At 41.9% G+C, this 21,910-nt stretch carries 29 protein-coding genes and 1 tRNA gene; 19 read left to right on the top strand and 11 right to left on the bottom strand.

Annotation, left to right across the window (positions count from 1 at the left end; genetic code table 11):
* Together B9A22_RS20615 and B9A22_RS25630 are read left to right on the top strand one after the other, a co-directional pair.
* A partial coding sequence (locus tag B9A22_RS20615; protein WP_217806006.1) for a hypothetical protein occupies window positions 1–464 on the top strand: 464 nt, incomplete at its 5' end.
* 166 nt (window positions 465–630) lie between these two features.
* Window positions 631–789 carry a hypothetical protein gene (locus tag B9A22_RS25630; protein ID WP_176215628.1) on the top strand — a complete coding sequence of 53 codons (159 nt, stop codon included), beginning with the start codon at window positions 631–633 and terminating at the stop codon, window positions 787–789.
* Window positions 790–862: 73 nt separating this feature from the next.
* On the opposite strand, the gene B9A22_RS26420 is transcribed toward B9A22_RS25630, so the two are convergent.
* From B9A22_RS26420 to B9A22_RS20650, 8 genes are all read right to left on the bottom strand, one after another.
* Window positions 863–997, bottom strand: coding sequence for a hypothetical protein (locus B9A22_RS26420; protein WP_281252420.1), 135 nt, complete (start codon window positions 995–997; stop codon window positions 863–865).
* 115 nt (window positions 998–1,112) lie between these two features.
* Entirely contained in the window at window positions 1,113–2,138 is a 1,026-nt protein-coding gene (locus B9A22_RS20620; protein WP_084577835.1) for an ATP-grasp domain-containing protein, read from the bottom strand.
* Complete coding sequence (locus B9A22_RS20625) at window positions 2,135–2,821, bottom strand: WbqC family protein (protein WP_084577836.1); 687 nt, start codon at window positions 2,819–2,821, stop codon at window positions 2,135–2,137. Before B9A22_RS20625 ends, B9A22_RS20620 begins: the two co-directional genes overlap by 4 nt.
* Window positions 2,822–2,833: 12 nt before the next feature.
* Entirely contained in the window at window positions 2,834–3,916 is a 1,083-nt protein-coding gene (locus B9A22_RS20630) for a DegT/DnrJ/EryC1/StrS family aminotransferase (protein ID WP_084577837.1), read from the bottom strand.
* On the bottom strand, window positions 3,885–4,763 hold the full coding sequence (locus B9A22_RS20635) for a UDP-3-O-acyl-N-acetylglucosamine deacetylase (RefSeq protein WP_084577838.1): 879 nt from the start codon (window positions 4,761–4,763) through the stop codon (window positions 3,885–3,887). Before B9A22_RS20635 ends, B9A22_RS20630 begins: the two co-directional genes overlap by 32 nt.
* On the bottom strand, window positions 4,748–5,734 hold the full coding sequence (locus B9A22_RS20640; protein WP_084577839.1) for a CgeB family protein: 987 nt from the start codon (window positions 5,732–5,734) through the stop codon (window positions 4,748–4,750). Before B9A22_RS20640 ends, B9A22_RS20635 begins: the two co-directional genes overlap by 16 nt.
* Before the next feature lie 74 nt (window positions 5,735–5,808).
* The gene (locus B9A22_RS20645) at window positions 5,809–6,789 is read right to left on the bottom strand and encodes a GNAT family N-acetyltransferase (protein WP_084577840.1); all 981 of its coding nucleotides are present in this window, start codon (window positions 6,787–6,789) and stop codon (window positions 5,809–5,811) included.
* Window positions 6,776–7,756, bottom strand: coding sequence for a Gfo/Idh/MocA family protein (locus B9A22_RS20650; protein ID WP_084577841.1), 981 nt, complete (start codon window positions 7,754–7,756; stop codon window positions 6,776–6,778). The genes B9A22_RS20645 and B9A22_RS20650 overlap by 14 nt, the downstream gene beginning before the upstream one ends.
* 268 nt (window positions 7,757–8,024) lie before the next feature.
* Here B9A22_RS20650 and B9A22_RS20655 point away from each other — a divergent pair, with 268 nt between their 5' ends.
* On the top strand, window positions 8,025–8,273 hold the full coding sequence (locus B9A22_RS20655) for a GlsB/YeaQ/YmgE family stress response membrane protein (protein ID WP_084577842.1): 249 nt from the start codon (window positions 8,025–8,027) through the stop codon (window positions 8,271–8,273).
* 253 nt (window positions 8,274–8,526) lie between these two features.
* The gene (locus B9A22_RS25635; protein WP_176215629.1) at window positions 8,527–8,679 is read left to right on the top strand and encodes a hypothetical protein; all 153 of its coding nucleotides are present in this window, start codon (window positions 8,527–8,529) and stop codon (window positions 8,677–8,679) included.
* A 132-nt stretch (window positions 8,680–8,811) separates the two neighbouring features.
* Here the strand turns inward: B9A22_RS25635 and B9A22_RS20660 are convergent, their stop codons facing one another.
* Complete coding sequence (locus B9A22_RS20660; protein ID WP_084577843.1) at window positions 8,812–9,030, bottom strand: hypothetical protein; 219 nt, start codon at window positions 9,028–9,030, stop codon at window positions 8,812–8,814.
* 218 nt (window positions 9,031–9,248) lie between these two features.
* Between B9A22_RS20660 and B9A22_RS25640 the strand changes: the two genes are divergently transcribed.
* The 10 genes from B9A22_RS25640 (at window position 9,249) to B9A22_RS20705 (ending at window position 18,393) form a co-directional block, all read left to right on the top strand.
* On the top strand, window positions 9,249–9,422 hold the full coding sequence (locus B9A22_RS25640) for a hypothetical protein (RefSeq protein WP_176215630.1): 174 nt from the start codon (window positions 9,249–9,251) through the stop codon (window positions 9,420–9,422).
* Between the two features lie 535 nt (window positions 9,423–9,957).
* Window positions 9,958–11,682 (top strand): NADH-dependent [FeFe] hydrogenase, group A6, encoded by a 1,725-nt coding sequence (locus B9A22_RS20665; RefSeq protein WP_084577844.1) that lies wholly within the window; start codon window positions 9,958–9,960, stop codon window positions 11,680–11,682.
* Window positions 11,683–11,809: 127 nt separating this feature from the next.
* Entirely contained in the window at window positions 11,810–12,058 is a 249-nt protein-coding gene (locus tag B9A22_RS20670) for an AbrB/MazE/SpoVT family DNA-binding domain-containing protein (protein WP_084577845.1), read from the top strand.
* Window positions 12,059–12,555: 497 nt separating this feature from the next.
* Entirely contained in the window at window positions 12,556–13,233 is a 678-nt protein-coding gene (locus B9A22_RS20675; RefSeq protein ID WP_084577846.1) for a hypothetical protein, read from the top strand.
* Between the two features lie 414 nt (window positions 13,234–13,647).
* On the top strand, window positions 13,648–15,393 hold the full coding sequence (locus B9A22_RS20680; RefSeq protein ID WP_084577847.1) for a methyl-accepting chemotaxis protein: 1,746 nt from the start codon (window positions 13,648–13,650) through the stop codon (window positions 15,391–15,393).
* A 211-nt stretch (window positions 15,394–15,604) separates the two neighbouring features.
* Window positions 15,605–15,991: a gamma-glutamylcyclotransferase family protein gene (locus B9A22_RS20685; RefSeq protein ID WP_217806007.1), complete on the top strand. Its 387-nt coding sequence runs from the start codon at window positions 15,605–15,607 to the stop codon at window positions 15,989–15,991.
* Between the two features lie 78 nt (window positions 15,992–16,069).
* Window positions 16,070–16,342: an anaerobic ribonucleoside-triphosphate reductase gene (gene nrdD, locus B9A22_RS20690; protein WP_084577848.1), complete on the top strand. Its 273-nt coding sequence runs from the start codon at window positions 16,070–16,072 to the stop codon at window positions 16,340–16,342.
* Window positions 16,343–16,520: 178 nt separating this feature from the next.
* Window positions 16,521–17,780, top strand: coding sequence for an HD domain-containing phosphohydrolase (locus B9A22_RS20695; RefSeq protein ID WP_084577849.1), 1,260 nt, complete (start codon window positions 16,521–16,523; stop codon window positions 17,778–17,780).
* Window positions 17,781–17,820: 40 nt separating this feature from the next.
* Window positions 17,821–17,896: transfer RNA gene (locus B9A22_RS20700), tRNA-Thr, on the top strand.
* A gap of 116 nt (window positions 17,897–18,012) precedes the next feature.
* Window positions 18,013–18,393 carry a response regulator gene (locus B9A22_RS20705; RefSeq protein WP_084577850.1) on the top strand — a complete coding sequence of 127 codons (381 nt, stop codon included), beginning with the start codon at window positions 18,013–18,015 and terminating at the stop codon, window positions 18,391–18,393.
* A gap of 128 nt (window positions 18,394–18,521) precedes the next feature.
* Here B9A22_RS20705 and B9A22_RS25645 read toward each other — a convergent pair whose 3' ends face one another.
* Together B9A22_RS25645 and B9A22_RS20710 are read right to left on the bottom strand one after the other, a co-directional pair.
* Window positions 18,522–18,686 (bottom strand): hypothetical protein, encoded by a 165-nt coding sequence (locus tag B9A22_RS25645; protein WP_176215627.1) that lies wholly within the window; start codon window positions 18,684–18,686, stop codon window positions 18,522–18,524.
* Window positions 18,687–18,759: 73 nt separating this feature from the next.
* A complete protein-coding gene (locus tag B9A22_RS20710; RefSeq protein ID WP_084577851.1) occupies window positions 18,760–19,110 on the bottom strand; it encodes an ASCH domain-containing protein in 351 nt (116 codons plus the stop codon).
* Between the two features lie 323 nt (window positions 19,111–19,433).
* On the opposite strand from B9A22_RS20710, the gene B9A22_RS20715 reads away from it, so the two are divergent.
* The 5 genes from B9A22_RS20715 (at window position 19,434) to atpH (ending at window position 21,906) form a co-directional block, all read left to right on the top strand.
* Window positions 19,434–19,823 (top strand): ATP synthase subunit I, encoded by a 390-nt coding sequence (locus B9A22_RS20715; RefSeq protein ID WP_176215631.1) that lies wholly within the window; start codon window positions 19,434–19,436, stop codon window positions 19,821–19,823.
* Between the two features lie 21 nt (window positions 19,824–19,844).
* A complete protein-coding gene (gene atpB / locus B9A22_RS20720; RefSeq protein ID WP_084577853.1) occupies window positions 19,845–20,537 on the top strand; it encodes a F0F1 ATP synthase subunit A in 693 nt (230 codons plus the stop codon).
* A gap of 2 nt (window positions 20,538–20,539) precedes the next feature.
* A complete protein-coding gene (gene atpE / locus B9A22_RS20725) occupies window positions 20,540–20,791 on the top strand; it encodes a F0F1 ATP synthase subunit C (RefSeq protein ID WP_084577854.1) in 252 nt (83 codons plus the stop codon).
* Between the two features lie 69 nt (window positions 20,792–20,860).
* Complete coding sequence (atpF, locus tag B9A22_RS20730) at window positions 20,861–21,361, top strand: F0F1 ATP synthase subunit B (protein WP_139796331.1); 501 nt, start codon at window positions 20,861–20,863, stop codon at window positions 21,359–21,361.
* Window positions 21,358–21,906: an ATP synthase F1 subunit delta gene (atpH, locus tag B9A22_RS20735; protein WP_084577856.1), complete on the top strand. Its 549-nt coding sequence runs from the start codon at window positions 21,358–21,360 to the stop codon at window positions 21,904–21,906. Before atpF ends, atpH begins: the two co-directional genes overlap by 4 nt.
* The last annotated feature ends 4 nt before the right edge of the window (window positions 21,907–21,910 follow it).

The following is a 21,910-nucleotide window of genomic DNA, read 5'->3' on the forward strand; positions in this document are numbered from 1 at the left end:
TGATTAATAAGATTAAAACGGCTAACAGTATTTCTATAAAAGACATGAAATTAACGTGGCCAGACCAAGTAAATCAGCAATCCATTGATAATGCTAGTCAGTTCTCATCCGCAGAATTAGTATCACTATATTGCGATAAGGCAATAGAAATAGTAGAGCAATTTAGAATTATGATTTTGTCTGAGCAGGCAGTAGGTAAATTTGATAAAACAATTGATTGTAGTGATAATGATTGCTTTATGCGTACTTTTTTTAGAAGCACGAGCATGGAAGCCTATTATTCAATTTACACTGCGGTTGTGGGGTGGAAAAAGATTGCAGAAGAGTCACCGGAAAATTTGGATGATATCGCTAATTTTAAGAAAGCAACTATAGCCACTACTTTTTTATCTGCCGGATTGTCACAAAAAATGGCACAAATATATGACGGAATAATTACTCAAGCGAGAGTTTATAGTAAATAGTCTTAAGAGCCTACGGGCTCTTTTTTCATTCCTGAAAATTGCCAGTGCGGCTGATGACCTGTGCCGTGGAACCGGCAAGATTCCGAGCTGTACTTGAGTTTCATGCTGTACAAACAAACGTTCTGTGCTATAATATACATAGCACTTTAGAAAGCTGGTGTAAGCTATGTATGATCCAAAAGAGCTGTGGAAAGAAGTAGAACAATTGCAAGAAATATTACATGATGTCGTTCAGAAAAAAGGTGCTAAATCTCCTGATGCTGTTCGGGCAATTCAAGCGTTCAGGAATAAAATGCAAGAATATAATGACTTAACAACTCAGTGAGAGCCAAAAGGCTCTTTTTCTTTTGTTATAAATACAATAGCCGCCAGTGTTCAAGCCGCTGGCGGCTATTGTATTACGTTTCTTTACTATCTTTACTTAAACATTCCAGACAAACTGCATATTCTTTGTCACCTGTAACATAGCATGGCTTTAGCTGATCACAGAGAGTACATACTGCCAGTTTCATCTCATTATCTGTATTACTCAAATATAATCACTCCTTTTGGTTAGAGTGCAAATGGAAAACCGATTTTATACGAGTAGTAATTGTAGGGATTTATTCCCTCTTGCCGAAGAATGGGGGAATCGAAGGGACATCTTCGTTATTTTTCGTGCTCCATATTAAATTTCTCCTGCAGCATAACAATTTTCTCGGTTGGAACGAGGTAATCTGTATACTGTCTGATTACGCTGCATTTTAAAAAATTATTTTGACTAATTGTTTCGCCTAGTATTTCCGCTCTTATTAGAATCTCAGCCTCATTAACGCCTAGTAAAGAGCGCATTCCCGTGGAACTGCTGAAGCGAGGGTTTATTTCGAAAATGTAAGGTTTACCGTTTAAGAGGCGCAATTGAAAGTTGCTCGGGCCGTAAGGTTTTAGAACCTGGGCCACTCTCTTACAATAATCTGTGATCTCTGTGAAATCACCTGAGTCCGCCGACATAGTCATGCCTTCTTTCAAGTATCTCTTTAAAGTTATCCCTGACAGAATTTTGCCGTTTGCCCCGGTACAAATACCAGTCGTAAATTCACCGCAGTTATCTGGTAAATATTGCTGAAGAATGATGTCTTTTTTGTTTTCGAGCAGCGGGTGAAGATCTTCATATTGGTTAACAATGTACAAGCCCTGTGATCCCGCACCACTTCTTGGTTTAATTACGATGGGAAATTGCACGTCTTTAACAAATTCATCGACTTGCTCCTGGTCTTCCGGATAGCGAATGGTAAGAGGAAAGTAAAAGTTATTTTCTTTTAAAAAGTTTACCGTAAGCCATTTATCATTACATAAATTTAGTGTCTCAGGGAAATTAGTAAACACTTTAGCTCCGGTCTTTTTTTCAATATCAAGCTTATTACGGCTATAAAAAGCAAGCTCATGGGAGGAAGCAACAAAAATGGCGTGTATACTTTCCTTTGCAATAATATTTAACAAGCTAGCTAAATAGAGTTCCTCCTGATGAGCGGGTGGCACGATATAGGCCTGGTGCGCGAGGTATAGGCCTAATGTACGGGCGCTCACATCACAGGCCACCAGTTTTAGGAGTAGATCTGATTTCAGTAAAGATTGAATGATGGCTACTCCGTAGAGAGACCCAGAACCCGATATCAATACATTTACTTTTTTCACATGATCACCTGCTTGGTAAGATAGTCCTTGCTATTGGGACCACAATTAAAAATCAAATCCACTGCCGACAAATTAGGCATGAAGTCTCCCCACACCTGTGAGTAAACAGGATGTTCAAACTCCTGGTAAACCAGCCGAATGTTGTTTCTTGCAAATGCCGCCTCGTCATTATAGGCTCGGGCTCCGTTTCCGGAGAGGTAGATATCGGCTTTGCATTGTTTGCATAGGCTAATGATACGTTCCCCTTTGTTTCCTTCAATTCCTGAAATTTCGGAAGCGCGTATCATTGGCGTCTTTATTTCTAAAATGTCGCGAATAACATGGATCAACCGCAGGTTCAGGTCGGCCAGAAGTTCCCCCGGATTTTCATAAATGGGGGAAAATAAGTTTTTGTATTGCTGCCAAAAGGGAGAGCGTGCATAGCAAGTTTGTAATGAACCCCAGTGGTTTACATGCCACGGGAAATCATTTTGAAGGGGCGCATCCTTAATCAAATTCTTTTTTCTACTTATCTGTACGCTTAGTAATCGCTCTCCCTCCGGACCCTTAATTTTATTTTTTTTAGTAACTTCCCTTCTCGAGAGAAGGACGTCATCCATAATGATAAACAAATCACAGGACATCATTTTGTGAAAGTATCCCAACCATGGCAGGTAATTCGGTTGATGGCCGCTAATAATCACGTACAATCCCCCTCAGCGGTAATTATTAATTACTTCTACAATGGTTGTTAAGTCGTTCCGGGAAAGGGCCGGGTGAACCGGTATTGAAACACAGCTAGCAGACAAATCTTCTGCTATCGGCCAGGTACTGGAGCAGGTCGCCATATTTTCATATGCGGGCTGAGCCGGTATTATTAACGGGTAGTGAATGCCATAGCCGATACCGTTGGCATCCAGGTAGGCCGTGAAAGCGTCTCTGTTTTTTACTTTTAAGGTATATTGATGATAAACATGGCTTCGACCTGGGGGTGACACCGGTTTTTGGATACAAGGATTTACAATGTGGTCATTGTAGAATTTTGCGTTCTCTATTCTTTTCTGGTTAAATAGATCTAATTTTTTTAGCTGCTCTAAACCAATAGCTGCATGAATGTTAGTCATCCGATAGTTATATCCCACCATTTCATGGTAGTAGCGCTGGCGCTGCCCCTGGTTGACCAGTATTCTTACTTTTTCTTCGATCATTGGATCATCGGTTAATACCATGCCGCCTTCTCCGGCGGTTATATTTTTGGTGGGGTAAAAACTAAAGGCCGAAGCAGTGCCGAAGGTACCGACCTTTTGATCCCGGTAAGTAGCTCCGTGTGCCTGGGCACAATCTTCCAGGATGATGAGATTGTTTTTTTTCGCAATTTCTTGAATTGCATCCATATCTGCCGGTAACCCAAAAAGATGAACTATGAGCACAGCTTTGGCTTCTGGGTGGTCTTTCACAGCAGTATTTAATGCGGAGGGCGAAAGATTATACGTTACCGGGTCGATATCAGCAAAAATCGGGGTAGCCCCGGTGTATAGAATTGCATTAGCCGTAGCTATAAACGAGTAGGGAGTAGTTATGACCTTATCTCCGGCACCGATACCCAGGGCCTGCAGGATTACGTGTAGTGCGGTCGTACCAGAGGAGGTAGCGATGGCATACTGGGAATCGTGATGCCATTTAAACTCATCTTCAAACTCCTGAACATAGCTGCCTGCAGCCAACATGCCGCTGCGCAAAACTTCTATTACGCGGTCTTCCTCTTCTTTACCTAACAGGGGTTTGGCGTGGGGAATCATGGAACAAATCCTCCTTAATTTGCGTCTTTAATTGATGGCATAGTTGATTATTGTCTTTGTGTCCTGTTCTGATGCCAATAAAGTGACCGTTTATGGGGCGACCCAGCGTATAAATGTCTCCCAGCAGGTCTAGCACCTTATGCCTTGCCGGCTCGTTAGCCCATTGCAAATTTATCGGACCTTTCGCAATAACCAGACAGTCCTCAATACTCTTTCCAATCAATTTGACAACTGTATCATATTCACTTTCCGTAATGTATGACCTTGCTGTTGCCAGCTCGGAAGCAAAATCGAAAGAACTATCGAATGTAAACTGAGCCAACTGAGTAGGAATTTCTTTGGCAGGGTAGTCAAGCAGATATGTGAGCGTAAGCTCAGGTGCAGGTAATGCCAGTAGGAACCGGTCATAACGCTTTTCTTGATGAAAAAATGAGTTTGCGATACAAACCGGTTCTTGTACGCTAAAGTATCTTTTGGGCACATCCTGTAAAATAGGTTCTGCCTTTAAAAAAGTTTGAACAAAATCCTTGCTGCTGAAGCTGCTTACCACCGGAATAAACGGGCAGTTCAGGCTAACCTTTAAATTATCCAGGCCCAGTCCAGCAATGGCAGCCAGCAGGTGTTCAGTGTGTTCAATACGTATATCATTGTTAACTAGTGAAGTCCAGCGGGCGTCTACCCGTGCATATTCCGGCCGGCATGGAACTTCCGGCTTTCCCGGCAAATCTTCTCTGATAAAAATGATTCCGGTATCAGGCGGGGCCGGCTGAAACGTTACTGTAGTATAGGTTTGGCCGGTAATACTAATGCCGGTACAGCAAGCTGTTTGTTTTATCGTTTTCTGCATCGTTTTCCCCGCCTTAAGTTAGTAAGCTTAAGGATTTGCGCAGCCCTGTCATTGTACGTATTGTGGGAAGAATATACTTCACGCTGACCTGCTAAAGCAATTTTCTTTCTCTTTTCGTCCTGGTCCAGGTAATAATCTACCAGGCGTAGGGTTTCATCTTCCGAGCGGGCAACGACTAAATGTTTTTCTGGTTTAAACTTTTCTAAAACGGCGGAAGTAGCCGGGGCCAGAAGAAATCCCCGGGCACCCATAACCTCATAGGTTCGTGAGGTTAGCTCTGTGGTCACGTTTTGAAACCCGAGAATTATTTTAGCCGAATTGTAAACATGGTTTGTTTCCAAATATGATAATTTACCCCGCAGGTGCCGGGAATCCACGTTAAATCCAACAATATCCGGGTCTAGATTCTCCCATCGTTTACCCCAAATGGCTACATCATAGCCTCTTTCTACCAATGGTTTTAATAATATCTGGGCGCTGTTACGGCGATAGGAACTCCAGGTTATCCCGGCGGTGGCTACAAGTGCGATATCGCATTTGTACTTTTCCATAGGTTCGGCAGGCCGGTGAAACTCCGGATTACAGGCCCAGGGCAAATAGTAAGCTTTAAAGCCAAGCTGTTGGTAAAAAGATACTGATTCCCGGTCTATTGTAAAAATATATTCCGGCTTTGTTGCTTTTATATAGGGTAATGACCATTCCTCCGTCCAGCGGGGATCCTCTGTCGCCCAGTAAGCATGCGTTAAGTGATATTTCTCCACCATCTCCCCTAATATTCTAAGTCTTGAATCTGTGTGTATTTTAGTCCATCCGGCAGTTAGCACAAGATCTGGATGATATTCCGCTAACAATTGTTCCAGTTCTTCTTCTACGATGTCGGTTAATATCTTTACTTCACACCCGATTTTTTCAAAACCGGGAGGTAAACCCAGTAAATACTGGGGATCCACGTCAATAAAAAGTATTTTCACAAAATCACCTCCATTTATAAAGTGAGACTTAGCTTGCAGGTGGGGTTTTAACCCCACCTGAAGTTTAGTCGAACTTAGTCATCGGATAAATCAAGATAATACGATTCCCGTAATATGCCCCGTCCGCCGAATTTTTCTTTAAATTCGAAGAGACCTTGATTTATCATTAGACCCTTGTTTTCAGTGGAAATACCCCAATCCAAATAATCATAGCCCTTTTCCATACCCCAGCTAATCAATTTGTAAAACAGTAGTTCGAGCGAGCGTAGGGTCTGGTATTTATTGTTACTGGCAATGTAGAAACAGTTGATAACACGGCTGTTGAGTAGAAAGATGACTACTCCGCTAACCATTTCTCCTTGCAGAAAAGAGGCAGATAACTTTATTGACTGTGGGTATCTATTGGTTAAATCAGTGATTTCCGCTAAAGTATGGGTAGGTTGAGCATGATGCTTTTGTTTAAGATTATCTGTAAGAATACCCCAATAAGTTGCCAAATCATTGCTTTCTTCTATAGTAACCCCGAGCCTTTGCGCTTTTCGAATATTCCTTTGTGTACTCTCGATCAGGTGATCTGAAGCATTGGCAAGCTCTTTTATCGGCAATGCCGTGGCTAACTCGTTAGTGCTTATGGAAAAACCGTAATACCGTAAGGCAAAGTCTATTTCGTCACTGGGCCAAAAATGATAAATTCGAGGGACCATTTTTATTTGGATAGCGTTAAAGTCATTAGACTTACAGTATTCAGTTAATAAGGGTACCAAGGCCATTGCTTCGTAGGTGCCAAACTTTTGGTCAACGATGATTCCGCCGTGTGAAGCACCAGGATAAGAAGAGAAAACCTTCTTTTGACCTTCCATTTTTTGAGCCGCCGGTATTACAGCAATTAAATTACCGTGGGAGTTATAAACCATCAAGGAACAATCAACAAACCGGCCCGGAGGGTGATAGTTCAGAAAAGTTCGCTGCTGCATAAATGTACCGTTCCGTGAGGTTCCGATGAAATTATCCCAGTCTTTTTGATGCGATTGGTTATATATCTCAATCTTTAACATCTAAACCACCATTCCAGCCCCAACAGAGTTTTGCTCCGTTGTGTAAGAGTGATTGTTCTGCTAGCTCCATCGCCTTTATTACCCAGATAATATCTGCTGACCCGGTCTTGGGAGGTGACTTGGTTTTTATACAGTCAACAAAATGAATACACTGGTTGGTTAGGGACAAACTCTTTTCAAACCCGGGCATAGTAATTTCGCCGCTATTAGATATTAGCTGCAATTTATCGGTATCTTTGACATCGTCAAAGACCATTGTCATTTGATCTCCTGAAATTACCGCCTGTCGTTTTTTAATTGGGGTAATCCAGTTTGCATGAAATTGGACAAGTAGGTCATCAGGAAATTCCATAGTAACGATAACTAGGTCATAAATATTTTGTTGCCGATAACTTACTCCATGTGCAGACACCCATTTCGGATTTCTGTTAACCAGGCATCTGACCATTGAAAGATCATGCACAGTGAGATCCCAGTGCACACCCACATCATTTTGATTTTTTCCAAGGCTGGTACGCTCCAATAAAATATAACGCAACCGCCCTAGCAAACCCTGACTAATATACTCTTGCATTTTTAATACTGCTGGGTGATATTCCATTAAATGACCTGCCATTAAAATGGTATTATTTTTTTCAGCCAGCCTAATTAAGGTATCTGCTTCATGATAGGAAACAGTGCACGGTTTTTCCACCAACACCGCCTTATTTCGCGATAAAAAATCTGCTGCTATGGTAAAGTGGCTATGTGGCGATGTAGCAATGATAATACCGTCTAACTGATCATCAAGTAAAAGTTCACGGTAGTCGGTGGTGTATTTTATACCGGAGTGAGTTTTTTTAGCCTTTTGAAGAGATTCTTCTTTTATATCACATATATACTCAATTTTCGCTTCCGGTATGGAACACAAAGTTCTTATATAATTAAATCCCCAGGCGCCACAACCTACTAATCCAACCCTAACCATGTTCACTACCTCGCTTAAGATTAAATAAAAAGTTTACTTTTTACTAGTAGGGTATTCTGCGAATATTTAAATGGTGATCACTTTAAGTATTTGTAAATCATTTCCTCTTGCATAAAAATAACCCGAAGTCCACTTAAAACTTCGGGTAGGATCAGTATAAACCCCTGACAACATGAAGGGATAGCAAAGGTCCATAATATCGGGGCGGGCTTAACAATTCGAATATCACTACTTAAATCAGGAAACACTACAAAAGGAGGTGTTTCTTATGATTTGGTCTTTAATTATTGGAGCGATATCCGGATGGGCAGCCGGAAAAATAATGCGCGGTCATGGCTTTGGACTATGGGTGAATATTATTGTAGGTGTAATAGGGGCATACATCGGAGGATTAGCATTATCTTTATTCGGTTTTAGTCATTATGGTACCATTGGTCAAATAATCACAAGTATAATAGGTGCTTCTATACTTTTATGGTTTGTTCGTTTATTTAATGGTAATCGTGTGAAGACATAATTTTCTGTATTTAAATAATTCTTATAATTTGCTATACATTGCCGTTGTGCTGTGGTATGCTTTGTATATCCGACAATACTGTTGCCAATGATTATCATATAGATTCTTCTTTTTCGCTTACCTTTCTTCTCCTGGTAGGCGGATTTTTCTTTTTACCCTGACACGGTGCTGGAGAAATTTTTTTAACGATCATCCAATTTTTGACAAATATTTTATCGCTATCCGAGTATTATAGTTTTCGGAGGCGAAACTAGTGATTGATACGAAAATATATGACAGAATAGAATTTATTTGCAGTAAACTGCAGAACGATGATACTTTAGATGAAAAAATGATTGAGGCTTTGTATGATGAATTAGAAGCTTGGCTGGAAACGGTTGTCACATATCAGCAGAAGGCAGGCTGATGATTTGCCAGGGCCTGAGCTAAACTTGAAAAGTTGCTGACAAGCAGGTTTAATTTTTTCACGATGAGGATAGACGGCTTATTGAGAAATAGCCGTCTGTTTGGGCGCGGTAAAGCGAAACACGGGAACTTATTATTTAGCGACATGTTTGTGTTTTCGAGAAAATACACCATCTATTACTACTATACAAAATAAGAAGAATCCGCAAATAATTTTTACTATAAACTGCAGGCTGTCTATCACTTCGGCGAAAATGTGCCATTCCTTCACTAACGGGGTAATAAAGATCAGAACCATTAAAACCACGAGCGATAGAAGAAATAATTGAGTAGCAGGATAATCTTTAAGCATTATTGTCATCCTCCTTTTTTATTACTTCTATTTTCATTATATTCTGTCTATTATTATTTGTCTAATGTAAAAGGCAATGTTTCTCTAATCACATAGTTCTATTTCGTAGTTAGAAGTGATCAGCCAATGTCTTAATGATTTTCCGCACCTTCTTACAAGTTCCCGCTTATTATTAAGTTACATAAAATAAAGCAGGAGGTTGTGAGGGAGGGGGAAATATGGGGGATATAGGAATTCCGGAATATCAATACTTGCTGGGTAAGTTAGATGAATTAGAAAAAAAGCTTTGCGTACACCAGGTTAGGATTAATTTGTTAATTGAAGAACACAAGCGGTTAGTAAAGACTCTTAAAGCCTTAGGATTAGATGAATTCAATGATATAGAAGAATAAATTGAATAAGCGGCCGCTCCACCCTGGAGCGGCCGCTTATTTAATTTATACCCTCTTTACACCGCCAGGCAAATGGATCACTGGAATCACGGTGGAGCCCACTGTAGAAGCCTCCCTGGAAACTACCAACCCGCGAATCGTCTATCTCCGTTTTTCATGTTGACTCCTTAAGTTCTATTTTCTACGGGACGAACGAAGGTAAACGGAAATACTGATGCCGACCAGACCGAACAGAGAGATGGCTAACAGTAATTCTTCCATACAGCAACGCTCCTATTAACGTAAGATATTGTCTGTTGTATTATATACAATTTACTTGGCAAAGGTGACATATCTAATAGACTGCCGCTTACTACCCGGAATTGATATGATATTTGACTGCTGGCTTTTTTAGCTTAGATTGAGATGCATGCAAATTATTCCTTGTATCAATGAACTTGCTTACAAAATACTAGTAATAGTATTAAACGAAATGCGTTGTGTGACGGGCGGGTTGGACTGAAACTAGCAAATTGTACAGTAGGGGCGTGATATTGTGGATTTGGTGAATATAACGATTGACGGGGAACAGGTAAAGGTACCTAAAGAGTCTACGGTGTTAGAAGCTGTACGCGGTATTGGAATAAAAATTCCAACTTTGTGTTATCATCCTGAATTTAGACCCGAAGGCTCGTGTCGAATATGCTTGGTGGAAGTAGCTGGCGCACGCAGTCTGGTAGCTTCTTGTGTTTATCCAGTTAATGAGGGAATGGTAGTTAGGACTAATACTCCTGAAGTTCGTGAAGCTCGCAAGGCTGTGGTTGAGCTATTGCTTGCCAACCACCCGGAAGAGTGCCTTTCTTGTCAACGAAACTTAAATTGCGAGTTGCAAAAAATCGCGGCCGATTGCGGGATACGCAAAGTCAGATTTGATGGGGAAAAGAAGAATTATCCGGCAGATGCCGCTAACCCAGCGCTCGTACGTGACCAAAATAAATGTGTCTTGTGTGGCCGTTGTATCAGGGCCTGTAGTGAGCGGCAGGGCGTTCATGTTTATTCATTTGCCAATCGTGGGTTTAATACTACTGTGGTTCCTGCGTTTAATGCGGGACTGCATGAAGCAGCTTGCACTTTTTGTGGACAATGTGCTAACGTATGTCCGACAGCAGCCATTGTCGAGAAAGATGATACTAAAGAAGTATGGGAAGCCTTACACGATCCTAAGAAACACGTAGTTGTGCAAACCGCACCGGCGGTTCGGGTGGCATTAGGCGAAGGCCTTGGAATCGCGAGTGGCAGTATTGTGACAGGCCAAATGGTAGCTGCTTTAAGACGTCTTGGCTTTGATCGGGTTTTTGATACCGTGTTTTCGGCCGACGTTACCATTATGGAAGAAGGTTCAGAGTTTATTGAACGGTTGACTAAGAACGGGCCTCTGCCGATGATTACCTCGTGCAGCCCCGGCTGGGTAAACTATGTCGAACTTATGTACCCTGACCTGCTCGCTCATCTTTCTACGACTAAGTCTCCACAACAAATATTCGGTGTGTTGGTAAAAACTTATTACGCTGAGAGAGTCAAGCTTGATCCCCAAGATATTATATCTGTATCGATAATGCCCTGTACGGCGAAAAAGGTTGAAGCCGGACGGGAGGAAATGAAAGCAAGTGGGTATCAGGATGTTGATTATGTTCTTACAACCAGAGAACTAGTCCGGATGATCAAAGAGGCCGGGATTGACTTTAGCAATTTGAAATCAGAAGAATTTGATGCTCCGTTAGGGATTTCCAGTGGGGCGGGGGTTATCTTTGGTGCTACCGGCGGGGTAATGGAGGCTGCTCTTAGGACAGTTTCAGAGGTATTAACAGGCAAACCCCTGGAGTGTGTCGATTTCCATAATGTACGTGGGCTTAGCGGCATGAAGGAGGCCGAAGTTCATATTGGTGATAAAACTGTTAAGGTTGCAGTTGCTCATACATTAGCCAATGCGCGAATCATCTTGGACAAGATCCGAAATGGAGAAGCCGATTATCATTTTATCGAAATCATGGCTTGCCCTGGTGGTTGTATTGGTGGTGGCGGTCAACCAATATCTACTTCCCCAGATATTCGTGAACAGCGTATGGCGGCTATCTATGAATGTGATAAATGCGCGGTTATTCGTAAAGCGCACGAAAATCCGGCAGTTAGAGAGCTATATGATACCTGGTTAAAAACACCGCTAGGCGAGAAATCGCATCACTTGCTGCATACTCATTATCATGCACAAGTACGTAAGTGAAGTGGATGAATTTGCCATTAACTTTGTGCTTCATACAGATAAAAAATAATTGACAGGTATTATATAATTTGGTATATTTATCTTGTAATATTTTGTCGAACATGGTAATAAAAGGAGAAATACAAAAATGAAATCAACTGGTATTGTTAGAAGGGTGGACGAGCTCGGCAGAGTGGTAATACCTATCGAATTGCGCCGTACCTTTGGCATCGAAGAAAAAGATGGCCTTGAAATATATACCGATAATGATCGAATCATTTTGCGGAAACATGAGCCTGCTTGTGTGTTCTGTGGAAGTGCTGATGAGGTAACTAGCTTCAAGGGAAAAAATGTTTGTAAAGAATGTCTTTCGGTCATGAGTCAAAAAGCAGTCTAATGGGTATGTAAAATCGCCATCCTTCGGGGTGGCGATTTTTTATCCTGTTCGAAAGTAGAACTTTCCGTCTGGACAAAGGGCAGCATCGACTTCCGTTGTCGCCAAACGCTCGGCGCAAGCCGTGCTTTTTTTATTTCCAAAGTTATCTAAGGAAATTCTAAAAATTGCAGGTTATAATTCTAAATATAGACTACAAAAATTCATAGAAAGGCAATGCCTCTCTATTTATATATAGTCTCCCCTATTATTAACCCTTTTTGTACCTGGCGACTGATGTGGCCAGGGTATTTTTTTTGCCGCTTCATCCTTAGGGTGGGGCGGCTTTTATTTGATTGTAAAATTATAAAAAAGTGTGAGTTTACTACTATTCATTACTGGGCCGTTTACATAATAGGACATAAGAACTACAAGGTGCACAAAATTGGGACGGTGGACTCATTGTAACTAATGTTATATTTTCTTATTCTAATATTAAGAGAATTAAGGAGGCTAATATTATGAAGAAAGTGCTGGGAATAGCTGTTCTGTCTTCCGCCCTGATACTTAGTTCAACTTTCGCGTTAGCGGAAGAGACTACAATTCAAGACTCCACAACAGTGACTGATACAGAAACTACTACTAATTCTACAAATAATACCACTACCGAGACCACTCCAGGGGCCACTCCAGGGGCCACAGTTGAAACCACTACAGGTGAAACAACAACACCGGCGACTGTAACTCCTACGCCTAAGGATACGGAGTTTGCGTTCAATCTATCTAACAGCTATAGTGTTAGTGTAACTGCGCAAGAAGTAGCAGATGCTAGAGTTTCCGGATTAGGATATGGAGAAATTGGTAAGATGTACGGACTTGCTGCAGTTTCTGGTACGCCAGTTTCGGAAATTTCGACAATGAGACAAACTCTTGGCTGGGGCGAGATTGCACAGAGTCTAGGTGTTAAAGTTTCGGATTTTAGAAATGTAGAAAAATCAGCTATGAAAAATGAAGCGAAAGTTGCTAAGAGTACGGTATCCAAGACTGACGCCGTAAAGGGACAAACTAGTGCAGCCAGCAAATCAAGTTCAGATAGCAAAGGTTCATCGAGCAAAGGCAGCGGTAGTGGGTCTAGTGGGAAGGGTGGTAGTGGTGGAAGCGGTAGCGGCGGTGGAAAAGGCGGCGGTGGTCACAAGTAAGCTATTCATAGAGCCAATCAAAAAAGGGCTTCCCGCAGCCTTGTTTGCGGCAGGATTACCTACGGGTCTGCATTAATAGAAGCAGAGGGACGGAGACTTTGTTTCATACAATAATCAAACTCGCTATTTGTCTGATGTGGACAAGTAGCGAGTTTTTGTACGTTTAGGATTTATTTAGGGAGAAAATTATTATTAGTAATGGCGAAGAATATTCATTTGGTAGTAGGAATGAATGCATGCGAAATAATAAGAAAATTCAGCAATGTCTAGTAATTCCAGCAGGATTTTTGTATTTTTATGGGAATACATATATATCTTGGATACTGAAATTGTAGAATTGACTCGCAATAGGAACGTCCGTGATTCTTAGTCGGCAAAAATACGCAAATTTGAAGAAACAAAGGAGGAGTTAGAATGTTTTTATTCATTAGACAAAATGCTCTCGTAATAACTAGTTGGCTTGCGTTACTTGCCATAATAGCATTTTGTAGCAGTTCGCTTATAGGGACTTTTATTGCTGGAGCTTTAGCGACGATTTTACTGAGTTTATCACTTTATGAGTCAGCCAGTTTCCGCCGCACAGCTGAAATGACGCTCGAATACCTAAAGCGAGGCGTCCTGGGTGATTATCTTGTGATGGAAAAGGCGCTTACAGTTGGCCGTGCTTTTGCAGGCAAGATGGAAAGTGCCATACAGTCAGGGCGGGTTGATCGCAAAGAATTTATGGCAATGCACAAAAAGGTATTGCTCGACAATCCAGAGTTTATCGGAATATCCGTTTTATTTGAACCGAATGCAGTTGACGGTATGGACGAGCGCTATAAAAATGCGGAAGGGCATGATGGCAGCGGCCGCTTTATTCCCTACTATTATCACAAAAATGACGGAACAATCGGCCTTGAGCCTCTCAGCGCACTGGAAAGTGAAGATTATTATACTATACCTCGCAGCCAAAAAAAGGATTCGATTCTTAAACCATACAACTTTGAAGTAAACGGTCTCAATGTTCTAATGACAACGATTGCCGTTCCGGTACTTTCCGGAAGCCGATTTCTTGGCATGGTGGGGATCGATATTGAGTTAAAAGATGTTAAGGAGATCTACGGTGAAGTTGTTCTCTATAAAAATAGGTTTGCTCACCTTTCCGTAGAAAAAATTGAACAAAGTATTTCTTCCTATAACGGTGTGTTCGGTATACTTGGTCAAGCGATAAAAGCGACCAGCAATAATCAAAAGGAGATATTAAATCGCTTACTGCAAACATCCGAACAGGTTTCACAAACCTCAGACGGTCTTAAGAATACTGCCCACAAGTCGTTTACTGCTGCTGGTGCGTTAGCAATAACCATTGAGGAACTTGCCAAAAGCACGGGTGAGCAGGCAGCAAGCACTGAGCAGGGAGCAGGCATGATCCATCAGCTTGGTGAAATAATTGGGCAGGATCAAAACATGTTGCAGCAATTGAATGATGCGACTCAGGTCGTGGAAAAAATGCGAGATGAAGGTAGTGCCGCCGTGCGGGAATTAATCAATCGCACCGAAGAGCGGGAAAGCTTTGCCAATAAGATAAAGGACGGCATTGAAAAAACCAATGCCAGTGCTGGAAAAATTAATTCGGCCAGTCAAGTTATTCAGGCCATTGCATCACAGACTAATTTGTTAGCCTTAAATGCTGCGATTGAAGCAGCGCGGGCCGGTGAAGCCGGACGGGGGTTTGCCGTGGTTGCGGAGGAAATTCGAAAACTTGCCGAACAGTCTAGTGCTTCCACTCAGGAAATTAATGGAGTAGTACAGGAATTACAACAGAATTCGCAAAATGCCGTGGAAATAATGAACATAAGCGCACGAATAGCCCATGAACAGGAGGAGAGCGTCAATCTTACCGGAGAAAAATTCGACGAAATTGCCAAGGCTATTGCAAGAACAGAAGAGATTATCGCTATTCTGAACAATTCGGGCATAAAATTGAATGAAGGGAAAAAGAGGATCATAGATGTTTTCTCTAATCTATCGGCAATTGCCCAACAAAACGCAGCAGCAGGTCAGGAAATAGCCGCCACAGCGGGGGCAGTAACTGAATCGATGGAGCGAATCTCATCGGAAAGCAACCATCTTGCAGCGATAGCAAAAGAACTGCAAGCAGCTATCGATAAATTTTAAAGAGAGTAAAGAATTTAGCAGGATGCTTCAAATCATAGAGGAAAAACCCATAACTTGCGCAATAGCAAGTTATGGGTTTTTGTTTTATATGTTTTGCCAAGTAGTTGCAGGCGGTAGCATTTTCGGGGTATAATTCATTTTTAACCAGAGACAATCTCACTGCCTTTACTATGTCACACAGTTAGTATATTAAGAAAGGGAACAAATACATATGCTGAATCGAATCTTCGTATATGGAACCTTAAAACGGAATTTCTGTAATCATGATATTGTAAAACCTTTTTTAAAAAGTGCTACAAGTGCAGAGTTAAAAGGACTTATCTATGATTTGCCAGTCGGTTATCCAGCCGCGATTGACGGTGATGGACAGGTTATTGGTGAGATTTTTGAACTGACTGACATTGAATTGGCGCTTGCTGTACTTGACAGACTGGAAGACTACTATGGTCCGAATTGCAGGAAAAACCTATATGATCGAGTTATTCGTGACGTGTCCCTGATAAATGGTGAAAAAGTTTCCGCTTATGTGTATCTCTGGGCAAGTCCTCCAGAGCTAGAAAAAGTGGGAAAGTGTCTGGTTGATGGAATTTGGAAATAGCATAATAGGATAAAATGCCTATTGACTATTATTGAATAATGACTATCATTAAATTATGCAAGAAATGGAGGAATACATATGATTATCAGAGATGTCAAAGTTGTTGCTGAATCAGGTATTACAGAAGAAGAAATAAGGGCTATCGTTGACGAAGAGCTCCAGTTGTGGAAGCGGAAGGGCAAAGAACTTGCTGAAGTACAGTTGACAATAGAGGGTGAGGAGATCGTTGTTAAAGCGGTTGAACGTTCGCCCATCAAGCGGGTGCGCCGGATAACTGGTTATCTTAGTACTGAAGACCGGTTTAACTCAGCTAAGCAAGCGGAGTTGTCTGATAGACGTGCGCATATCTAGAAAAAAATATTTTGGCGGAATTTGTAAGAGCTGCTTAGCGGGGTATTGACTGCTTAGTCTATTCGGTATAAAGTAAAAAGTATATACATGATAGAATGAATTAAGGTATATCATCCGCGGCAATATGGATGTGCAGGTTGTTGTCGCGGATAATTTTTTTTATACCGGGAGCGGGAACATGTTATTTAAAATTCACCCGAGTAATTTGGTGAGCGCCTTATCTATTGCGTTAGAGTTGTCGACAGACGGCTTATCTCAGCATCATTGGCGGACAGCACTTATTGCCAACCGGATTGCTGAGCACGTTGGGTTGGATGACGGACAGCGCCAGATACTGGTCTATGCGGCATTGCTGCATGACATTGGCGCTGTGTCCGATTGGTCGGAAAAAAAGAAACTACATAATTTTAAAGTGGGCAATGATATCTATCACCATGCTGAAGTCGGCTACGAACTCTTAAGAGATTCATCACAGTTTGGGATGCTGGCTGAAACCATTCGGCATCATCATGATGATTGGGATGGCTCTAATCCGCACGGACTTGCTGGCAAGGATATTCCTATAACCAGCCGGATAATCAACTTGGCAGACCGTTTGGAAATACTGCTTAGGGATAAAGTTTACATTTTTGAACAGCGCCCTGATATTTTGTCAGCCATAAGGGAGCTGAGTGGCAGCTATTTTGATCCCGATTTGGTCAAGGCATTGCATGAGTTTGCCCGTCAGGACAGTTTTTGGCTGGATTTGACCAATCATCATTACTATCAAAATTTCTTTAGACAGATTGATTCCTATGGTCGTATGGTGTTTAACATTGACGATGTTGTTAGCATTGCCGAAGTTTTTGCTACCATCATTGACCGGACAAGCAGTTTCACTGGCACGCACTCCCGGAGTGTTGCCACAGTATCGGCATTTTTGGCACAGGCCAAAGGGTACAGCATGGAAGAAGTAAAGTTGATGAGAATTGCTGGCTTATTTCATGACTTAGGCAAACTAGCTATACCTAATGATATCCTGGAAAAGCCCGAAAAGCTTACAGAACGAGAGTTTTCGACAATAAAGCAGCACCCCTATTATACCTACCGGATTCTTGAGCAGATTGACGGGTTTTCCCCGGTAGCCGAATGGGCGGCTTATCATCATGAAACGCTGGATGGGTCCGGCTATCCCTTCCGTATACCTGGGGGATCGTTACGCTTAGGATCTAGAATAGTCAGTGTTGCTGATGTTTTCGTTGCCTTAACTGAAAACAGGCCTTACCGTCAATCGCTTACACTGCAAGAGGTTGAAAAGATTATGCGGGGAATGGTCGATAATCGTAAGCTTGACGGCAATATTGTTACTGACTTATTTAGCGACGTAACCCGCCTAGAGACGATCACTAATCAAATTGGAGAAATGAGCTGGCCGCAAAGGAACCTTCGTAAATCTTGACTTTTAAATTATCAGAAGGTACAATTGAATTGTCAAAATTGCCGGTATAGCTCAGCTGGTAGAGCAACGCTTTCGTAAAGCGTGGGTCACAGGTTCGAATCCTGCTATCGGCTCCAAGAATGCCGGGTTTGTAGGTTTCCTGCAAGCCCGGTTTTTTTACTGCAAATATAGTGAAGCATTTGAAGGCACATTCTATGTTATACAGAGTGTATTGTATAAAGAGGTGGTAACAGTGCGCGTGTTAGTAGTTGACGATTCCAAAATCAGCCGGGAGTTGATTATGTCTTATTTGCGTGAGATCGGTGTGGACAAGATTGACGAAGCTGCAGACGGATTTGAGGCAATAAGCAGGATTAAAAAACTACCGCCGGATACCAGGTATGAAGTGATTACGCTCGATGTTGTTATGCCCAGGAAAGATGGTCTGGAAGCCTTGAAGGATATTAAAATACTGTCACCCAAGTCCAAAATTATTATATGCAGTTCCAATCGTGATACCCATTCGGTAACAGTAGCGATGGGTTTTGGTGTTGATGGATATGTTCTAAAACCATTCACTAAGCAAAAACTGCTAGACGCCCTGTGGCGAAGCTTAAAGATTGAAAACAAATAGATGTGGCCGTCTGTCCTTCGGGATGGACGGCTTTTATTATGTAAGTACTAATTGGAAAGTTATACTTTCTTACAGGACGAAAGACCCCGCAATTTGAATTTTGCGGGGTCTTTTAAACGTATTTTCAATTATTCACCGACTGGATCGGTTGTTACCTGCTTGGTACTTTGGGTAGCACCCTGTTGTTGTTTCGCTCGTGCAGCTTTTGCCGCTTGTTTGGCTATGAAGAACTGTGAGCTCTTGGTTGCGGTTTTCATATTTTTATAACTGCTTTTATCAGAAATTTTCCCCATATAATCACCTCCACATGTAAAGTGTTTCCCTATCACTATTCGATTAATTCAAAATTTGTTACTGAGATTTCGGCTACTCTTCTATCAGTTCGGAAAAATGAATCACTGTAACGGTATCATCTATATGGATTTGTTTCTCGTATATTGATTCAAATAAACGAATGAGGTCGTCTACAGTTGTAATATCCGGATTTTGATGAACCAATTCCTTGGTAGTTAAGTCACAGAATCTTTTTGTCATTGTCTTGTCGACAATTGCTTTATACAGTTTTCTTTTCGGGCCGTATTTACTGCCAAAGGTAATCCAGACAATTGAATTTTCAGGATACGTATCCTGGATATCCCCTAAACGAATGGTAGCGCTTTTTTGACGAGCAATCAGCAATTTCTCATTATGCGGCGATATAAAGTTAAGTGCGAACATAATAACCCCTCCTGTTATTAAAGCAATAACCCTGTAGTGACCACCGATGGTGCTGTTCGATTTTGAGTTTCGATCGGGGAATACACCTATTTCACAAGTTCTGTATATGTATACAAAATCCTGCAAGCTTGCTCTTAATACCTTGTTGAAAATTCTCTGGATGCATTTTATTAACATATTGTCAGCTGGTAGGCCTGGCTTAAAAAAAAAGCAGTCATACATATGACAACTAGGCATATATATGAATTAAGAAAGTGGCGCGCTGATTTCTGGGTCATTCATCTACGAAAGAAACAAAAGGTGGGATGGCTAAGGCCGCATGTATGAAAAACTATGAATTTAAGGTTAGGAACATGTTGGCGCAAATTGCCATGTTTGGAGTTGTATTCTGCCCAATTGCCTACTTTTACTACACAGTACAGGTCACGACCGGATTGCTTATTGGGTTAGTAACCGGATCGATTTACTTTCTCTATCTTTATCGCCAGATTGAAAATGTCAAAGTGTTATCAAAGCAGCAAGCAGTTGAGCACATTCGCGGGGGCTCGATTATTCGACTAGGTGCTATGGTCCTGGTACTGGTAGTTATCAGTCATGTTTTTAAGGTAAACGTTTTGGCGTTTGTCGTGGGATTCTTTACTATGCCGGTGTTCCTGTTTATAAACGGGATGCTATTGGTTGCCAAGCAAGTTGAAGATGCAAAAAAGATTTGATGCAAGGAGGTGTGAAAATCCATGGGCCACGGCGGAGCCGAGATAGGTGGACATAAGTTAGCGGTGCTGGCAGGGGTGACGTTTAATCTTGATACGCTATACATGACTTGGCTGACAATGGCATTTCTGGTCGTAAGTGCGCTCTTGCTCCGGAAAAGCTGGGCTCTTGTTCCTGGTGGATGGCAGAATTTTGTCGAGATTATCATTGAAGGATTATTAGCCCAGATTGATTCGACTATAGGGCCTAACGGGCGAAAGGTTGCTCCGCTTATTATTACACTGTTTCTTTTCTTGCTGATAGCCAATTGGTTAGGTTTGATACCTGGTTTTACTTCGCCAACTAATGATATCAATACAACGCTAGGACTGGCCTTAATGATTGTCATCATTGTTCATGGCTATGGTGTTAAGACAAAAGGATTATTAGCTCATTTTAAACACTTTATTGAACCTAATGTGTTGTTCTTGCCAATTAATATTATTGAGGAATTAGCAAAACCAGTTACGCTATCGTTTCGACTATTTGGCAACATTCTGGCAGGAGAGATTCTCATTGTTATTCTCGGTATCTTGGTGCCTTATGTCGCACCGACATTATGGCTTGCATTCAGCGTATTTGTCGGTCTCATTCAAGCACTGATATTTACAATGCTTTCAATGTCCTATTTGAGCAATTCCCTGGAAGTACATCATCATGAGGAAAAGGAGGGGTGACAGTGGAACAGGCGATTATCATAGCTGCTTCGGTTATTGCCGCCGCCGTGGTTGTTGGTTTGGCCGCTTTTGGCGCAGCGACAGGTGATGGGCAAGTCACAGCTAAGGCGATTGAGAGTATTGCCCGCCAACCGGAGGCAAAGAACTCAATTATGGTTACCATGCTCATTTCAGTTGGTCTGATTGAGTCTATTCCGATCATTGCAGCAGTTATAGCCATTGTGCTGGTATTTAGCAATCCTTTTTTAAAATAAAGATGAAGAGGCGCCTGGCAGTTAATCTCTACCAGACGCCTGCTCCACATACCGAAAGGAGGGCTGTACTTGATCGACATTAATGCTACGTTAGTGGCACAGATTATTAACTTTCTTATATTACTTGCTCTTTTAACTAAGATTGCTTATCGACCAATCCTGACTGCGCTATCCGAACGGCGGGCTTATATAGAAAAAAGTCTGGAAGAGGCTGAGCGGGATCGGGTATTGGCCGGCACAATGAAACAAGAAAGCGAGCAACAGATCTTAGAGGCCCGTATTCAAGCCAGGTCAATTGTCGATGAGGCAATTATACTTGGCGAAAAATCCAAAGAAGCCATCCTGCAGAACGCCAGGGAAGAAAATGCGCGTTTAGTGAAACAGGCACAGGACCAAATAGAACGCGACTACCAACAAGCTATGAATAGACTACGTGCCGAAGTAGCTGTTCTGGCTGTAGCGGCGGCAGAAAAAATTATAGAAAAAAATCTGGATGTCGAAGCCAACACTCGCCTGGTGCGAAAGTTTATCAAGGATTTTACCAAGGAAAAGTATGGTGAGCTAGCATGAAGGTACGCTTAGCAAGAAGATATGCCCAGGCGTTATTCCGGCTTGCTGATGCACTCCAAAGTCTCCAGGAGACCGAGGCAGAGTTAGCGTTGGTAGAGCAAGTATTTGCCAAAACCGAAACACAGGCTTTTTTGAGTAATCCTGGGGTGTCAACTGCTGTTAAGAAAGAGACGATAGTGCGCGTGTTTGGAACAGATGTATCAGGTTTTGTGCAAAACTTCTTGTGTCACCTGGCTGATAAGAGGCGTACCGATGTATTGTCTGAGATTATTAAGGCCTATAGAATTCTGGTGAGGCAGGCAAGCAATATATTGGATGTCGAGGTGGTAACTGCCACTCTACTCGAAGCTCAGGATAAGAATGAACTGGCAGCACAGCTTGCTAACATGACAGGGAAAGCCATTGAGCTGCACGAGCGTGTAGATCACCGGATTATCGGAGGCTTAATTATTCAAATTGGCGACAAGCGTATTGACAACAGTGTGGCAGCCAGACTGGGAACCATGAAAGACCACATGTTACAACAAATAGTTGGTGGAAAGTGAGGTG

The organism is Sporomusa malonica, from assembly GCF_900176355.1.
Taxonomy (GTDB): domain Bacteria; phylum Bacillota; class Negativicutes; order Sporomusales; family Sporomusaceae; genus Sporomusa; species Sporomusa malonica.

Coding starts and splice junctions, on each gene's coding strand:
- B9A22_RS25630 (WP_176215628.1), top strand. CDS start 631: ATGTATGATCCAAAAGAGCTGTGGAAAGAAGTAGAACAATTGCAAGAA.
- B9A22_RS20630 (WP_084577837.1), bottom strand. CDS start 3,916: ATGATTCCCCACGCCAAACCCCTGTTAGGTAAAGAAGAGGAAGACCGC.
- B9A22_RS20635 (WP_084577838.1), bottom strand. CDS start 4,763: ATGCAGAAAACGATAAAACAAACAGCTTGCTGTACCGGCATTAGTATT.
- B9A22_RS20645 (WP_084577840.1), bottom strand. CDS start 6,789: ATGTTAAAGATTGAGATATATAACCAATCGCATCAAAAAGACTGGGAT.
- B9A22_RS20650 (WP_084577841.1), bottom strand. CDS start 7,756: ATGGTTAGGGTTGGATTAGTAGGTTGTGGCGCCTGGGGATTTAATTAT.
- B9A22_RS20655 (WP_084577842.1), top strand. CDS start 8,025: ATGATTTGGTCTTTAATTATTGGAGCGATATCCGGATGGGCAGCCGGA.
- B9A22_RS20660 (WP_084577843.1), bottom strand. CDS start 9,030: ATGCTTAAAGATTATCCTGCTACTCAATTATTTCTTCTATCGCTCGTG.
- B9A22_RS25640 (WP_176215630.1), top strand. CDS start 9,249: ATGGGGGATATAGGAATTCCGGAATATCAATACTTGCTGGGTAAGTTA.
- B9A22_RS20670 (WP_084577845.1), top strand. CDS start 11,810: ATGAAATCAACTGGTATTGTTAGAAGGGTGGACGAGCTCGGCAGAGTG.
- B9A22_RS20675 (WP_084577846.1), top strand. CDS start 12,556: ATGAAGAAAGTGCTGGGAATAGCTGTTCTGTCTTCCGCCCTGATACTT.
- B9A22_RS20680 (WP_084577847.1), top strand. CDS start 13,648: ATGTTTTTATTCATTAGACAAAATGCTCTCGTAATAACTAGTTGGCTT.
- B9A22_RS20685 (WP_217806007.1), top strand. CDS start 15,605: ATGCTGAATCGAATCTTCGTATATGGAACCTTAAAACGGAATTTCTGT.
- nrdD (WP_084577848.1), top strand. CDS start 16,070: ATGATTATCAGAGATGTCAAAGTTGTTGCTGAATCAGGTATTACAGAA.
- B9A22_RS20695 (WP_084577849.1), top strand. CDS start 16,521: ATGTTATTTAAAATTCACCCGAGTAATTTGGTGAGCGCCTTATCTATT.
- B9A22_RS25645 (WP_176215627.1), bottom strand. CDS start 18,686: ATGGGGAAAATTTCTGATAAAAGCAGTTATAAAAATATGAAAACCGCA.
- B9A22_RS20710 (WP_084577851.1), bottom strand. CDS start 19,110: ATGTTCGCACTTAACTTTATATCGCCGCATAATGAGAAATTGCTGATT.
- B9A22_RS20715 (WP_176215631.1), top strand. CDS start 19,434: ATGAAAAACTATGAATTTAAGGTTAGGAACATGTTGGCGCAAATTGCC.
- atpB (WP_084577853.1), top strand. CDS start 19,845: ATGGGCCACGGCGGAGCCGAGATAGGTGGACATAAGTTAGCGGTGCTG.
- atpH (WP_084577856.1), top strand. CDS start 21,358: ATGAAGGTACGCTTAGCAAGAAGATATGCCCAGGCGTTATTCCGGCTT.